Origin of the sequence: Rouxiella badensis (assembly GCF_026967515.2) — a bacterium.
Classification (GTDB): Bacteria; Pseudomonadota; Gammaproteobacteria; order Enterobacterales; family Enterobacteriaceae; genus Rouxiella; species Rouxiella badensis.
This window is the reverse complement of the sequence record NZ_CP114062.1, coordinates 2,204,347-2,218,808: the sequence shown is the minus strand read 5'-3', so window position 1 is coordinate 2,218,808 and position 14,462 is coordinate 2,204,347. Positions and strand designations below refer to the sequence as shown.

The following is a 14,462-nucleotide window of genomic DNA, read 5'->3' as shown; positions in this document are numbered from 1 at the left end:
AGACTTAGATTATTTCTTAAATCCTTAACAAGGACATTTACCCAGCTTGCCTGCCTCACTCGGAAAGCGCGCGTTGAGACAGTAGCGATGAAACTCTTTTTCCGTCATCGGTGTTTTCTCAGGGTGATGGACCTGCATATGGCGCACGTAATTAGGATAGTCCTGTACGCCAACCATCAGACGAAAACTTTGCGCTATCCCCTTACCAATAAATTTAACCCACTGGCGCAAGTTTTCAGGGCGAGGAGGACGTGCCACCATGGGCTGACAGCGAGTAATCGTCAGCAAGGCTCTTGGCTGAGCGCGATAAGGTAAACCATATTCAGACATGACGAGCCTCCCGACTAGCAAGCGGGCTGGTTTCGTGCACCGTCGGCTGTGGCGATTTCAGGGCCCTGCGTATCACGAAGAAGGCAGAAACCAGCATAGTGACGGCAACCAGCATAAAGAACCCACAGAGTGCGGCGTTAATCTGGTTATTGAGTACGATAGTGTGCATATCGGCGATAGTTTTTGCCGGTTTGATAATGATGTCGTTATCGATGCCGGCAGAGAATTTGTTCGCCTGTGCGAGGAAGCCAATCGACGGACTCTGGTGGAAGATTTTCTGCCATCCTGCCGTCATAGAGGTGATAAACAGCCATACCGTTGGCAGAATAGTGACCCAGGCATAGCGTTGTTTCTTCATTTTGAATAACACAACGGTGCCGAGGATAAGCGCCATCGAGGCCAGCATCTGGTTACCAATCCCAAACAGCGGCCACAGAGTGTTAATCCCTCCCAGCGGATCAACTACGCCTTGATAGACAAAGAATCCCCAACCTGCCACGGAAACCGTGGTGCCTGCGATTGTGCCAATCCAGGAGCGGTTATTGGCAAGGGAAGGCACCGCTACGCCGACCAGGTCCTGCACCATGAATCTGCAGGCGCGGGTACCCGCATCCACCGCGGTTAAAATGAACAAGGCTTCGAAAAGAATAGCAAAGTGATACCAGAAGGCCATCATTACGCGGCTGTTGAATACGTCGCTGATGATATGGGACATGCCTACCGCGAAGGTCGGTGCGCCTCCGGCACGCGAAAGGATAGACTGTTCACCCACGTCGCGAGCAATAACGGTCAGCATTTCCGGGGTGACGACAAATCCCCAGCCGTTGATAACCTGGGAGGCGCTCTCGACCGTCGTGCCAATGAGGGCGGCGGGGGAGTTCATGGCAAAATACACGCCAGGGTCGATAACCGACGCACAAATAAGCGCCATGATGGCAACGAAGGACTCCATCAACATCGCGCCGTAGCCGATAAAGCGAATATGGCTTTCTTTTTCAATGAGTTTCGGCGTTGTGCCGCTTGCGACCAGCGCGTGGAAACCTGAAATCGAGCCGCAGGCAATAGTAATAAACAGGAACGGGAACAGGCCACCGGAGAATACCGGGCCGCTACCGTCAATGAACCGGGTGACCGCTGGCATTTTCATTTCCGGCATCGCGAAAATAATGCCCACCGCCAGTCCGAGAATAACCCCGATTTTCAGGAAAGTTGATAAATAATCGCGGGGGGCCAGTAACAGCCAGACCGGCAGAACTGAAGCAATAAAGCCATAAATCACCAGCACCCAGGTGAGTGTCGTGCCGTGAAGGGTAAAGAAAGGCCCCCAGTAAGGGTGTTGAGCGACATTTCCACCATAAATAATCGCCAGCATCATCAGCACAAAACCAATGATAGAGACTTCGGCAATTTTTCCGGGGCGCAGGAAACGCATGTAAACGCCCATAAACAGTGCGATAGGAATAGTTGCTGCGATGGTGAACAGGCCCCACGGGCTGTCAGCCAGTGCTTTGACCACCACCAGGGCGAGCGCTGACAGGATGATGATCATCACGCCTAACGCGCCGAGCATGGTGACCACACCGGCGAATTCACCCAGCTCCTGCTTGGCCATCTCGCCGAGAGAGCGGCCATCGCGGCGGGTGGAAATAAACAGAATGAGGAAGTCCTGCACCGCACCGGCCAGCATAACACCGACCAGGATCCAGATGGTGCCTGGCAAAAAGCCCATCTGCGCGGCCAGTATCGGCCCTACCAGCGGGCCTGCACCGGCAATAGCAGCAAAATGGTGGCCGAACAGCACCCACTTGTTGGTTGGTACGTAATCGAGGCCGTCATTTTTCCTGAGTGCCGGGGTGATACGGCGGTCATCCAGACCAAAAACCTTTTTAGCGATAAAAAGGCTGTAGAAGCGATAGGCAATGCTGTAGCAGGCGATAGCGGCGACGACCAGCCAGACGGCGTTAACGTGTTCGCCGCGACTTAGCGCCAGCATGCCAAAAGAAAAGGCTCCCACCAACGCCACCATCAGCCAGAGAATTCCGGACTTGACGTTTGTCATGATCAACAACTCCTTCAATGTGCGACCTTAATGTATGGCCGCTATTCTTCGTTTAAACAGACGGGCGCAGAAAGGAGAATACCCGGTTCTGTCATAGGTAACTTATTGCAGACATTGAAGATTACAGCGCAAAAAATGCAGTTTCACAGCTGATAAATTAAACATAAAATCAGAAGTGTGATGCAGTAAACGCTTTATGTGAACAAGTAGGGTGAGGGCGATTATTACAGCGCTTTGGCGCACAGTTTTGGCAATAAAAAAACCGGCCTCAGGGGCCGGTTCATCAGGTCTTACAACGCTAAATTAATGCGTAGTTATCAGGCCGCAGGTTTGTCGGCATCGGCTTTGTGCTCACGATGATGCTCAGCCATTTTTTCTGCACGTTTCTGATAGTTTTCGTTAAACTGTTTTTTCTGCGCTGGAGTCAGCAGATTATACATCTTGTTCTCCATGGTAGCGCGCTCCAACATACGGGCAGACTGCTCCTGGCTAATTTTGTCGATTTCGGCCTTCACTTTAGCCTGATCAAAGGTATCGGATGCCACCAGGCCGTGCAGAGTATCCATCTGTTTTTTCATGTCACCGCGATCGTGGCGCGGTCCAGATTCTTTCCACAGCGCTTTCATTTGTGTGCGCTGCTGCTCGGTCAGGTTAAGACCGGCAAATGGATTATAGTGACGCGGTCCTTTATGGTGTTCCATAGCGCCCTGAGTTTGAGCCGGTGCGCCCGTCGCCGGGGTGGTTTCTGCGGCGAAGGCGAAAGAAGCCGAGCTCAGAGCCAGAGTTGAAGCCACAACCATTGCGGTAAGTTTGCGCATAATTCAATTCCTCATTGTTCTGTTTTAGCCAGATTCTGTACCAGCTAGTTTTGTTGCGTACGTTCAGCAGGGGGTTCACCGTGCTGTCTTGACGAAATACAGTCTAACGCGCGAAATGAATAGTAGTGCTAGGTACTGTAAATGTCTGAAAGCAGGCGTGTCACAAACTCTGCAATCGTGGAGAATGTGTTTAGAATTCGTAAGGTTTTCAATCATCCAACTCAAAAAGTAAGTGATAAAACTATGACCGTGATGCGTTATCAGCAGCTTGCGCAAACACTACGTCGCCAAATTGACGCGCAGGTTTGGCTACCTGGTGAAAAACTGCCTTCGTTACGTGAGAGTTGCAAACAGTCAGGGCTCAGCCTGATGACGGTGTTACAGGCTTATCAATTACTTGAAAGTCAGGGGGTGATTGTTTCACGTCCCCAATCGGGGTATTACGTTGCGCCGCGCCAGCACGTTCCCGTAGTGCATCATGCGCAAAGTAATCTGCATGCTGCCGAGGACATTGACGTCAATGATGCTATTTTCAATATTCTTAAAGCTGGACAGGATCCTGACATCGTCCCCTTTGGCTCGGCGTTCCCGGACCCGACGTTGTTTCCTCAGCCGCGGCTGGCTCGTTCTTTGGCCAGCGCCGTCAGACGCATGTCGCCGCATAGCGCCATCGCCAATCTTCCGCCGGGCAACGAGGAGTTACGGCGCAACATTGCACAGCGTTACGCCCAGCAGGGAATAGAAGTGACGCCGGACGAAATTGTTATCACCTCTGGTGCTTTGGAGTCGCTGGGACTCAGCCTTCAGGTGGTGACGCAGCCCGGTGACTGGGTGGCGATAGAATCACCGGCATTTTATGGCGTGTTGCAAGCCATTGAGCGGCGTAAGCTCAAGGCCGTCGCAATCCCGATGGATGTGCAGCAGGGCATGGATTTGCAGGCTCTCGAGCAGGCGCTGGCAACCTACCCCATCAAGGCATGCTGGCTGATGTCGAATTTTCAAAATCCTCTTGGTTGCTCAATGTCAGCAGAGAAGAAACAGCGGCTGGTGGAGATTCTTGAGGCCCATCATGTCGCTATCATCGAAGATGACGTCTATGGTGAACTCTATTTCAACGGCGAACGCCCGATGCCGCTGAAGGTGTCTTCCTACCGTCAGCAGATCCTCCATTGTTCTTCTTTCTCAAAGTGTCTGGCGCCGGGCTTTCGCGTGGGATGGGTCGCGGCGGGTGCGTATGCCTCGCGCATACAGCGCCTGCAGCTTATGAGTACACTGTCGGCGAGTGTGCCGGTGCAGCTCGGGCTGGCCGATTTTCTTCACCAAGGCGCATATGACGCGCATTTACGTCGCCTGCGTCGCCAACTCGAACTCCGCCAAAACGCGATGCGTAACAAAATACTCAAGGCTTTCCCGCCCCAGGTGCGCGTGAGTCAGCCCAGCGGGGGCTACTTCCTTTGGGTTTATTTGGGGGACAAGGTCGATGCGACAAGGGTTTATCAGCAGGCGCTAGCTCGAGGTATAAGCGTTGCGCCGGGAACCATGTTTGCCGTCGACGATCGTTACCGCCACTCCTTGCGGCTGAACAGCTCGTTCGAATGGAATACGCGTGCCGAAGACGCCATAAAAACGCTGGCAGACATTGTGTTCGGTGAGATTGAGAGAAACAAAACATGATGTAGCGCTAATAAACGCCTTTTTCATCCTTGAGTATAGAGGGAATTGAGCGTTTTAATATAAATTCATTAAAGGCCTTGTGATATTTAATGGAATATAATTAAATAAAAGTGAGGAAATAATGAAAGTAGGTAATAGCGCATCTGCTATCCAATTAGAAAACACCAACGTACTGACTCCAGGAAATACACCTATCGCGCTCGGTGAATCGCCCGATGGGGTCTTCACTATTGACCTTACCGATCCTGACGCTCCCGCAGAAAGTATCCTTGAATCTATATCTTCTGAGCAACGATCATTGATTGGCATGCTGTTAAAACCTTATGACATGATTTATCATATTTGTGAAAAAGGTACTGAAAATATTAAGAAAAGTTATCAAGAAAGTATCCTGGAAGCCGTTCGTAATTTTGAAAATACTTTGATGGTTGCGAAGAGTGAGTTAGCAAAAGTTCTCACTAAGCGGGAGATGATTAAGCTAAGTGAGTTATATGATAATAAGCAAATAAATAATGATGAAACTTTCAGCGCCGAAATAAAAAAAATAATAAATTCGATGCCCCATATTAGTAAATCACGAGCGATAATGCAGATCCTGACAGAAGGAGCCAGCTTAAGAATACCTTTAATGCTTTTTCAGGGGGCTTTTTCAACGCCAATTCCGGCACTCCCATTTTGCTATTCAAAAGCCGGTATTCAGATGCAAGTTGTTATCTCTTCAACCGAGGTTCTCAGGAAATTATTTGGTGCCGAAAATCAATCAGTCGGTGAGGTGTATTTACAAGCTTTTTTACATCTTGAAGGTGGCGTGAGTGGAGAACTGAATCTGGGCGATTATATCGACCTACCGGTCAGCGTTAAAGGGGTTCTGACGGGGTTGCGGGTTAATCACTTCGGCCTTTGCGTGCAGATTAACATACAGAACGAAGCCTGGAGTGTGGGTAACCTTGAATACATTATCGAAACGGTCCATCGGGTAGAGGGAAACGCTAGTTTCGGTGCTGATGTCGGGCCGATAAATCTTGCCGGACAGCCCAAAGTAGGGAGTGATACCGTGCGACAGCTGATTTTTCCCTGTAACAGCACGGAACATACGGCTAAATTTATCTCTCATTTAGCGTTAAGGGCACTGGGCGCTGGGTTTTTTGGCGCGTCCGCATTAACACTCGGCGTCGATAGTTTTTCCATAAAAGATGCCGCTATCTTTGGCATTAACGTGGCGGGAATATTGGTTGATATGAGTGGACGTTTTAAACCAGACAGGGTCGTTGATATCATAGAAACAGCGACCATTGGCTTTGATATCGCGGTGACTACCCCAGTTGATATCGCTTATCTTGGGGCGTTAAACCCGATGCTGATGTTGCGATATAACGGTGCTACGGCAATGGTGCATGATGTCCTGGACAAGAAAAAGCATCCTGAAAATGATAATCTCAAAAATCCGTTTCAGGAAAAAGACATGCAGTTAAGATATCGAAAAACCGCTACGCCGTTGAAAATAACCTCGGCGTTTGCGGAAGATGTGATACGTATCTAGTCAGTTCTGTTTATTGCAGTGCAAATAACCCTCTTTTGCCATGTCCCAAAATTGCTGATGTATTGGCGCATCATTTCTTGTCGTTTGGATTAGAGGAATGATTATTTGGGCACAGAGTCTGGCTTTAGCATCCGAATTATTTAAGTTCTGTTCCAGGCTGGTTGACAGCCTGGACTTTTGGGACTTATTTAACGCACCAAGTGATTCAGCTAATAACCCATTGTGACGGATCCTATTCGCTTCGGAACTCTCTACCAGAGAATAATACCAGGTCATCGTGCCTGCTTCGGCATAGAGAACCGTGGCTTGCTGAGTGTTTCCGTCCTTAATGCACTGGGTCATCTGCTGATATAGAACTTCGGGCCTGCTGTCGAAATTTATGCTGTCAGTTACGCACCCTTCAACCACGGGCGGCAAAAATACAGAGGAAGAGGTCGAGGTACAGCCAGTCAGTGACATCAGGAAAATAGCCTTCGCTGCAAGAATACTCCGCTTATGGCTAAAATATTTTATCTTTTCTACCACTGAACAGGTTCCTTCAGTTCGTTCATACGCTGTTCAAAGTCGTTATTAATCTGCGTCATGATGAATTTTAAAAAACCAGCTCGTGCTTCCGCTTTCTCTTCCTCTGTAGCTTGAGTCTCTTTCTGCGGATTGCTGAGCCTTTTCATTCTCTCTTCAAGTGACAGTGGGGCAGACGTCGCTGCATTTTGAGTGGTTACTAAGCCTGGGCGTGCGATCATTATGTTTTGCATCATGATTCCTTAGGTTTTAACTAATCTTTTGGATAATTCATTGAGCAGTTGCTGTTTAGCCTGTTGGGAAAGACTTTCACAGTCCCTTTCCAACTGCTGTGTAAAGCTGGTATCTATTTTCTGTTGAGCAATCCATACCTCGGGTGAGAATTCGGCAAGGCTATTTCCATATTTCACCACAAAGCGGTTTTCACGATGTTGCTCAATAATCACCGCACCCTTCCAGATCGATTGAATGAAAGACAGCAGACCTATTTTCTCACGGTGGGAAGTCTCGGGTATGAGTACAAATAACGGGCTAATAGCATCTACAGGCGAAGTTTCCGCTATCCATTCCTGAAGCAGCTGCGGGAAAATCTCCGGTTTACCGAGTGCCTGCCGAAGGTTGGCCACCACGCTTTCATGCGCCTTGTTGCAAAAACTTTGATAAATTGACTGATTATTATCGAGATATTCTGCAACGGATTTAATCGATATCATCAAGCCGGCCTGATAGCCGGCCGAGCGAGCCGAATCTCGCAACAGCACCGCATCGGCATTCGCCTGCTTGATTATTTTTGCCGCATGATGCTGTGCCTGTTGCAGCAAGCTTTGAATCCGCTTGCTTTGTGCAAGGGAAGAGGCCGGGATAAGTACTCCTTCAATTGCTGTCGTTTTCTCAGAAAATAGGGCGGTTTTTGGCATATTCTATGGCTCGTTTGAGGTCTATTTCTGCAATCTCTGGCAAATCGTTGGTGCAGAATGCGGGCCTCGCGCTGGCGCTAAACAGCAGGGGTATTCTCTGTGACAGAGCCAGGGGAAGCTGTCTGGTCAATCCCTCGAGGATTTGCAGCCCGCCGTGCTCCAGTTCTTCGATATCAACGGGATAACCGAATCGGACGGGCTGTCTGAAGGACACCGATAACTCACTGAATTGCTGAGCATGCTGCGGCAATTTTTCGAAATCACCCTGATAAACCAGCGCTGCACGATAGTGGCGGCAGGCGAGAAGATAGGCTGTATGAGGCAGTAGTCGCCAGTTATCGACGACCTCAGCGGCAAACGTTCCCGGCACCGCATCCTGACAGGTTACTGACAGTTGGAAATGTTTTATCAAAATCTGATTCAGTACTTTCCGACAGTCGGCCGAGTCAAACATCTCCGGTATCCTGAGTTGTTTCGGATGGATCCACTGACAGGGATTGAACAAAATATCTTCCAGAGCGGTCATTTCATACATCAGAAACGCTCCTGACACTGCGTTTAACCCAATAGAGATAGCCAGCGGCAAGCCCCAGGAATAGAGGTAATAAGGCGACCCACCAGAATCGAATCAGCGAGGTTGACTGCACAACCGGCGTTTCCGCTGGCGGAGACGGCGTTGGAGAGCGCGTCAGAACCACCGAAATATCATCGTAATTGAGGTTATTGAAGCTATTTTTTATAAACCTCTTAATATCACTGATCATTAATGACGAATCCTGAGTACGATCGTAGCTAATCAACGCGGCGACATGCTCTTGTTCGTTCTTCCGACTGTTTCCGGAGGTATCTATGCGATAACTCACGTGAACCTGTGCCGATGTCACTCCCTCTAGAGCAAGCAGTGATTGCTCTAGCCGTTGTTCGATAGCCGAATAGAGTCTGGCCGTCTCCGCTAAGGGGGAAGAAATCAGAGAATCAGCAGGAAACATTGCCGCGATTTCCATTCGCGGCTTGGAAGGCAGGTTATAAATACGCAGCAGTTCGACCGCAGAACTGAAATCTTTCAGATCAACAAATATCTGATAGCCTTCTTTTGCCGTATCTTTTTTATTGGACGCAATATTATTTCTCAGCAGAAGAGAAATCACTTCATTGGCCTGACGTTGCTCTAAACCCTTCAATAATTCCTGTTGCTTACAGCCCGTCAATAACAATGTTGCGGCGAAAAGGAGTGAGTATAAAATTTTCATGCACGTAACAATGTCTCAACGGCACTGGTCGCTTTTCTGGTTAGTGCACTGATCAATGAAACTTCAATATTGTAGTCGGCGGTTTTTTGCTGAATTTCAAATAGCGCCTGCGGCGAGGTAACGGAGTCAGCATTGTTGATTTTTCTCAAGACTTGCTGCTTTTGCATAACATATTTTTCGATGCTGTTGGCCAGAGTCGAAATCAGTTTCTGATCGAGCGTTGTAAAACTAACGTCGGGAGACTCAGAAATGATATTTTTAGATAGCGTCGTCGTGACGTCAGGTGCATACAGCATAATTTCTCCTGCGGGTAATGATAAAGATTAAATGTTATCTAAAGTTGGAAATAGTGGCAGACGCGATGTCTTTATAGGCCTTTATGGTACTTGATTGCGCATTGCAAAAAAGTGTATAAGCAGAAAGGGCAGCCTGATACTCAGCCAGCGCAATAGGATCCGATGTGTTGCTGGGGTTACCGTCAGGACCCTCACCTCTAATTTTATCCAGGGCATCTTTCAATTTTTTATTTAGATCGGTGGCACCTTTGTTAAACTTATGGGACATATCAATGATAAATTCTGGGTCGACGGATTTACTTATATTAACCATGGTGACTCTCCACGTTATAGTTTGTTTATTAACCAATGTTCAGATGATATTTTTATGTAACCTTGATTTCCAAATTTAAACGACTTGTTAGCCCTGTAATCATCCTGTAAGTTCACGGTGAAGTTAACAGGTTGGTCTTTATAACTCACTACCAATAATTTTAATTGCTGTAACGACTCATCATTAATAAGACCGCTAATAATAAAGTTAACATTATTATTATTATTGGAACGAGTATAGGTTAAAGACATCCCTCGCAGCGCGTTCTCCGCATCATCTGCCGTGAGAATAACGTTAGAGAGTGACGGAGCTTCTGGTAATGAATGAATTAATTTTTGCGGTAGAAGGGGTGTCACAATAGGTTGAAATTTAATTTTCGACTCTAATGTTGCAGCAGCGCCACCTTTTAACCAGATACAAAAAGTGAAGAGCAATAAAAATAGGCTCATCAACGTCAAAATCTTCTTCTTAATGCCGAGAGAGAACCGCCTCCTGCGAAAAGCAATCGGCTGGTTAATCTCTGGCAACCATGCTTCATTAGCCGTTTTAATTACCACCTTGAGAAGGCCAATATTAATAGTGGTATGAAATTTAACCGTAGTGGTGGTTTGTCCCTCTGGACGCTGTTCACGTATCTTAATGCCATTATCAACTGAGCCATCATTGATAACTTGAAAATTCACTCCGCCTTCTTCAAGAGGAATGATAAAGGCATTCGCCAGAATGTGTGTTCCTTGTTCAAGAATTTTTTCTGGAGCGACAATAAATAACGTACTTTCTTTCGTTAGCTCAAACTCACAACCACTAAGTGGGCCGTTAAGTAAACGTATCGTCAGTTTTTTTCTCGAAGAGGATGATAAGACTGCATCCTTGTCATTCTTCATCTTAACGATAATTCCTGGTGATGATAAATCAGTGGAGCACAGGCTAATAAAATCACCTTTAGAGATCTTGATTTCATTATGATCAATTATGATGATTTTCATTAGGCACAGCGTTGAGATAACGGGAGTGTGTCAGATTATTTCGATTTTTCAGTATCATATTCCCATCAAGATGGGGATAGTGCCTGTAGCTACAATCAAACTCATCAAATTAATCTATATCTACGGGAAATAGACTTTATGCGCTTTGAAACAATTCCGTATATTATCAAGGAAGGGGAAACAATCAAAGTTACAGAGAAAAAACTGTGTTTGATTGAAGCCCTTGATTCTGAGCCTTGTGAAGTTCTTTACACTGTAAGAAATAATGAAGAAAACTCTTTTTCACTCCAGAGTAACTGGCGTGGTTTAATTGCATTAGACGTTATGCAGTTCAAAGTATCAAAAGGTAGACTGCGTTTTTTTGATATGGATTTAATGAGGCTAGTTAAACTACAAGTCTTTATCGATTATTCTAACGGGAATATCGAAGTGGGCAGTTCTAATGAGAGTAATTGGCTCTCATTTTCAAAAGAAATAAAATTAATACAACCGGAAGACATGGAGTATTGGCTTCTGCAGCAAGCAATGCAGACGGGGGATAAAGTAGACTCTATTGTTGCCTTTCTTCGTCACACCGAATGCTATAATTTGGTGCATTTCTTATTATCAGAAACTGATGATAATAATCAATGTCTGCAAACGCTCTGCGTTCGTTATGGCCTGTCAGCTGCGCATTTTCGTCGCCTTACAAGACATGCGCTAGGCCATACAACAAAAGTTACGCTTCGTGAATGGCGCATGACGAAAGCGATTCTGGCGTTTATTAATGATCCAAAAAACATGACCGACATTGCTTTTGCACACGGATACTCGTCGTTATCCCATTTTTCAAATGACGTCAAAAAAATGCTGGGCATGACCCCTCGTGCATTAAGAAAGTCAATTCTTGATATAGCAATGAAATGATAAATAGACTCTTATCAATAACAATGAAAAATTTAATGATTGCAGCGTTGAGCTTAATGATTATTTTGCCGGTTAAGGCTGAGAAAATAAAAAGCGAAGATTTAAGTCTATCCAGCGCGGGCTATGTCTCGAATAATGAGAGTATCAGTGGCTTTTTTAATGCTTTTTCTTCGCAAGTTAATAAGCCGGTAATTCTGAGTAAACTAGCGGCACGAAAAAAAATCAGCGGAGAGATCTCTTTAGTTAATCCTCGACTGCAATTAGATACGGTATGCAATCGTCTGGGGCTAATTTGGTATAGCAATAATGCAACACTTTATATTTATGACTCATCAGAAATAGTTAGCCGCATTGTTACGATGAGAAATATTTCTTATTCATACTTTACTCAATATCTCGGTAAGGTACAGTTACTAGATAACCGCTACCCGTTAAGGGGAGAAGAGGGTAACAAGACATTCTTTATCTCTGGTCCACCGATATATGTCGAAACAATTGCTCAGTTAGCCGCAACGCTTGACGAACAGGATACCAGTCGACGCGACATAGATGCCGTCTCCATGTTTTACTTAAGCAATACTTTTGCCGAAGACCGTTCCTATACCTATCAGGATAAAGTGATTGTTATTCCTGGCCTGGCGACGGTGATCAGAAAGTTATTCTCAACTCCGGGCGCTGTTTATAGCGATATCAGAACATCTACAACCGAGATAACAAAGGTAAGGTTACCACCGCCTTCACTCCCGACTGTTGATGACATCGAACCGTTTGATAGAGCAACGCAAGCGATAGTCAATACATCTTCAGCCGTGCAGATTATTTCTAACCCAAGCAATAACAGTCTGCTTATAAAAGGTAGCGAGGAGCAGATTGCGCTGGCCAAAAATATTATTGCCGCGATGGATAAACCGCGTAGACACATCGAACTCTCTGTATGGATAGTTGACGTACAAAAGAAAGCGCTGGAACAACTTGGGGCAAACTGGAAGGGGAATTTTACCATTGGTGACCGTCTTGGTTTTTCTTTGAATCAGGGCGCTTCCGCTTCTTCCACGGGCGGTAACCTCTCTAGTACGTTAGACGGAGGACGGTTTATCGCTGAAATTAACGCCTTAAGCCAAAACAATCTGGCGAATATAATTTCTCGTCCTGTCATTTTAACCCAGGAAAATATTCCCGCTATTTTTGACAATAGCCATAGCCTCTATACAAAGCTTCTCGGTGAACACAACGTTGAACTTCAGAAGATAACCTTTGGTACCTCTATTAGCGTATTGCCGCGTTTCACTCAAAATAATGAAATAGAAATGATGCTTAATGTTGAAGACGGTAACTCTGCAGGATCGACGTCAGAAAGTGAAAATCTGGTCTCGCCCCTGCCGTTAGTGATCAGGACAAATATCAGTACTGTGGCCAGAGTTCCGCGAGGCAAGAGCTTACTGATTGGCGGTTATACGCGTGATGAAGATAGAAACGATACCGTGAAGATCCCTTTTCTCGGCAGTATCCCTCTCATTGGGGGACTATTTCGCCATCGCATTACCCAAAACAGTAAGACAGTACGTATTTTTCTCATACAACCCAGGGAGATAAGCTCAGAAAATGCCTCCGAGGCTAATACCTTATCTCCTGAAATGTTCACTTCTACCCCGTTAAGGGACTGGAAACAGAATTTTTCAATGAGTCTGTTATGAGTTCGATTAACAGGGATTATTCGCATAGTCCGTTGCTTCGCGTTCGCGAGCAGCAGCGAGCAAAAGCCCAGGCCGAGAAAGAGTCGTCAAACGAAAAGGTGATGGATGAGGGGGAGCTTGACAGTGCGGCGCTTTCACTTACGGAGGACGACTCCTCGGCAGATCTCATCGCTCGCGCCTCCCAGAATGTCGATGAGAGTTTAATTGCGTTATCGCAGTTTAGATCACGCCGAGATCTCACGCTGAAAAGCGGAGCGGATGCTGAAAATAACTTTGATTCAATCCTGGATGACAACACACTCCCTAAAATAGCGCTACTGTTAAAAATGGTTTCTGGTGTTCAGGGAAATAGTATTCAGGATATGCACTTCAGATTTCTGAAATTGTTCCCAGATGAGAGCGATCGCGTACTGATATTACGTAAGTTGTTAAAGCGAAAAAACCTCGATGAAACAACACGAAAGAACATCAGCACATTGCTCGAAAATACGCTTCAGGCTGCCGACCCACGTAGATTGCAGGCTGGATTAAACATCGCGGTAAAAGCACGCCTGTTTGGTCAATTTTTAGATATTAATCCTCAGCTATTGAGAAGCGCTTACCGGTATTTTATTGAGTCAGATGATGCAGAGACGGTCATCTATAAAAATTGGATCTCTATTTTTGGCTATAAGAAAAGAAAAACAATTTTAGAGCTTATTGAAGAGTTTTTGTTAACAGACATCGATGCATTAGATCCAAGTTGTTCATTGACGGAATTTGGTAATGTATTATTAAAATTGAATCAATTAAAAAGATTAAGAACCGTCGACGGAGATTTCATCGGAAATCTGTTATTGAATGAAAATATCTTCAACGTTAATGAGAGTGAAGAGGCTTGGTTGTTATTCTTTTTTTGTGTCTTGCAGGACGCGAGAAATCTTGAGGAGTATCTGAACGAAGTTGCCGGGGAATTTTTAATGGCAGGGGAGCCTAGTGGCTGTGTTCGTTTTGTACAGGCCTTATATATTGAATGCAGTAAAATTCCTGTCGAATTTTTTGATGTGTCTGAAGATAAGTCTTGGCTTGAAGAGCATTTGAAAGACTCTATTTCCTTCCATTTCGAAAATGAAATCATCAAATTTAAAAAGCTTAATCATTAGAGTTTTATGGAAAAT

Annotated in this window: 16 protein-coding genes; 5 read left to right on the top strand and 11 right to left on the bottom strand. The window is 45.9% G+C overall.

What is annotated here, in order from left to right; all coding sequences use genetic code 11:
• Nucleotides 1-24 precede the first annotated feature (24 nt).
• From O1V65_RS10215 to spy, 3 genes are all read right to left on the bottom strand, one after another.
• Entirely contained in the window at nucleotides 25-330 is a 306-nt protein-coding gene (locus tag O1V65_RS10215) for a YbdD/YjiX family protein (RefSeq protein WP_084913304.1), read from the bottom strand.
• Nucleotides 323-2,389, bottom strand: coding sequence for a carbon starvation CstA family protein (locus tag O1V65_RS10210; RefSeq protein ID WP_269130477.1), 2,067 nt, complete (start codon nucleotides 2,387-2,389; stop codon nucleotides 323-325). Before O1V65_RS10210 ends, O1V65_RS10215 begins: the two co-directional genes overlap by 8 nt.
• 317 nt (nucleotides 2,390-2,706) lie before the next feature.
• Entirely contained in the window at nucleotides 2,707-3,207 is a 501-nt protein-coding gene (gene spy / locus O1V65_RS10205) for an ATP-independent periplasmic protein-refolding chaperone Spy (protein WP_084913306.1), read from the bottom strand.
• A 243-nt stretch (nucleotides 3,208-3,450) separates the two neighbouring features.
• On the opposite strand from spy, the gene O1V65_RS10200 reads away from it, so the two are divergent.
• Together O1V65_RS10200 and O1V65_RS10195 are read left to right on the top strand one after the other, a co-directional pair.
• The gene (locus O1V65_RS10200; protein ID WP_017493224.1) at nucleotides 3,451-4,881 is read left to right on the top strand and encodes an aminotransferase-like domain-containing protein; all 1,431 of its coding nucleotides are present in this window, start codon (nucleotides 3,451-3,453) and stop codon (nucleotides 4,879-4,881) included.
• 121 nt (nucleotides 4,882-5,002) lie between these two features.
• Nucleotides 5,003-6,421 carry a hypothetical protein gene (locus O1V65_RS10195; RefSeq protein WP_269130476.1) on the top strand — a complete coding sequence of 473 codons (1,419 nt, stop codon included), beginning with the start codon at nucleotides 5,003-5,005 and terminating at the stop codon, nucleotides 6,419-6,421.
• Here O1V65_RS10195 and O1V65_RS10190 read toward each other — a convergent pair whose 3' ends face one another.
• From O1V65_RS10190 to O1V65_RS10155, 8 genes are read right to left on the bottom strand one after another with little or no spacing between them, the layout of a single operon-like run.
• Nucleotides 6,422-6,946: a hypothetical protein gene (locus O1V65_RS10190; RefSeq protein ID WP_017493221.1), complete on the bottom strand. Its 525-nt coding sequence runs from the start codon at nucleotides 6,944-6,946 to the stop codon at nucleotides 6,422-6,424.
• Nucleotides 6,940-7,179, bottom strand: coding sequence for a hypothetical protein (locus O1V65_RS10185; protein WP_139802797.1), 240 nt, complete (start codon nucleotides 7,177-7,179; stop codon nucleotides 6,940-6,942). Before O1V65_RS10185 ends, O1V65_RS10190 begins: the two co-directional genes overlap by 7 nt.
• 6 nt (nucleotides 7,180-7,185) lie before the next feature.
• Nucleotides 7,186-7,860 (bottom strand): hypothetical protein, encoded by a 675-nt coding sequence (locus tag O1V65_RS10180; protein WP_269130475.1) that lies wholly within the window; start codon nucleotides 7,858-7,860, stop codon nucleotides 7,186-7,188.
• Nucleotides 7,835-8,395, bottom strand: a complete 561-nt coding sequence (locus tag O1V65_RS10175) for a hypothetical protein (protein ID WP_017493218.1) — start codon at nucleotides 8,393-8,395, stop codon at nucleotides 7,835-7,837. Before O1V65_RS10175 ends, O1V65_RS10180 begins: the two co-directional genes overlap by 26 nt.
• Nucleotides 8,388-9,110: a type III secretion system inner membrane ring lipoprotein SctJ gene (gene sctJ, locus O1V65_RS10170; protein ID WP_026110715.1), complete on the bottom strand. Its 723-nt coding sequence runs from the start codon at nucleotides 9,108-9,110 to the stop codon at nucleotides 8,388-8,390. Before sctJ ends, O1V65_RS10175 begins: the two co-directional genes overlap by 8 nt.
• Nucleotides 9,107-9,406, bottom strand: coding sequence for a type III secretion system inner rod subunit SctI (gene sctI, locus O1V65_RS10165; protein WP_269130474.1), 300 nt, complete (start codon nucleotides 9,404-9,406; stop codon nucleotides 9,107-9,109). Before sctI ends, sctJ begins: the two co-directional genes overlap by 4 nt.
• Nucleotides 9,407-9,440: 34 nt before the next feature.
• A complete protein-coding gene (sctF, locus tag O1V65_RS10160; protein ID WP_017493215.1) occupies nucleotides 9,441-9,719 on the bottom strand; it encodes a type III secretion system needle filament subunit SctF in 279 nt (92 codons plus the stop codon).
• Nucleotides 9,720-9,733: 14 nt separating this feature from the next.
• Nucleotides 9,734-10,705, bottom strand: coding sequence for a PrgH/EprH family type III secretion apparatus protein (locus O1V65_RS10155; RefSeq protein ID WP_084912354.1), 972 nt, complete (start codon nucleotides 10,703-10,705; stop codon nucleotides 9,734-9,736).
• A 138-nt stretch (nucleotides 10,706-10,843) separates the two neighbouring features.
• Here O1V65_RS10155 and O1V65_RS10150 point away from each other — a divergent pair, with 138 nt between their 5' ends.
• The 3 genes from O1V65_RS10150 to sctW are packed head-to-tail and all read left to right on the top strand — an operon-like array spanning nucleotide 10,844 to nucleotide 14,447.
• A complete protein-coding gene (locus tag O1V65_RS10150; protein ID WP_269130473.1) occupies nucleotides 10,844-11,611 on the top strand; it encodes a helix-turn-helix domain-containing protein in 768 nt (255 codons plus the stop codon).
• Nucleotides 11,612-11,646: 35 nt separating this feature from the next.
• Complete coding sequence (gene sctC, locus O1V65_RS10145; protein ID WP_269130472.1) at nucleotides 11,647-13,305, top strand: type III secretion system outer membrane ring subunit SctC; 1,659 nt, start codon at nucleotides 11,647-11,649, stop codon at nucleotides 13,303-13,305.
• Nucleotides 13,302-14,447, top strand: coding sequence for a type III secretion system gatekeeper subunit SctW (sctW, locus tag O1V65_RS10140; protein ID WP_017493210.1), 1,146 nt, complete (start codon nucleotides 13,302-13,304; stop codon nucleotides 14,445-14,447). The genes sctC and sctW overlap by 4 nt, the downstream gene beginning before the upstream one ends.
• Nucleotides 14,448-14,462 lie beyond the last annotated feature (15 nt).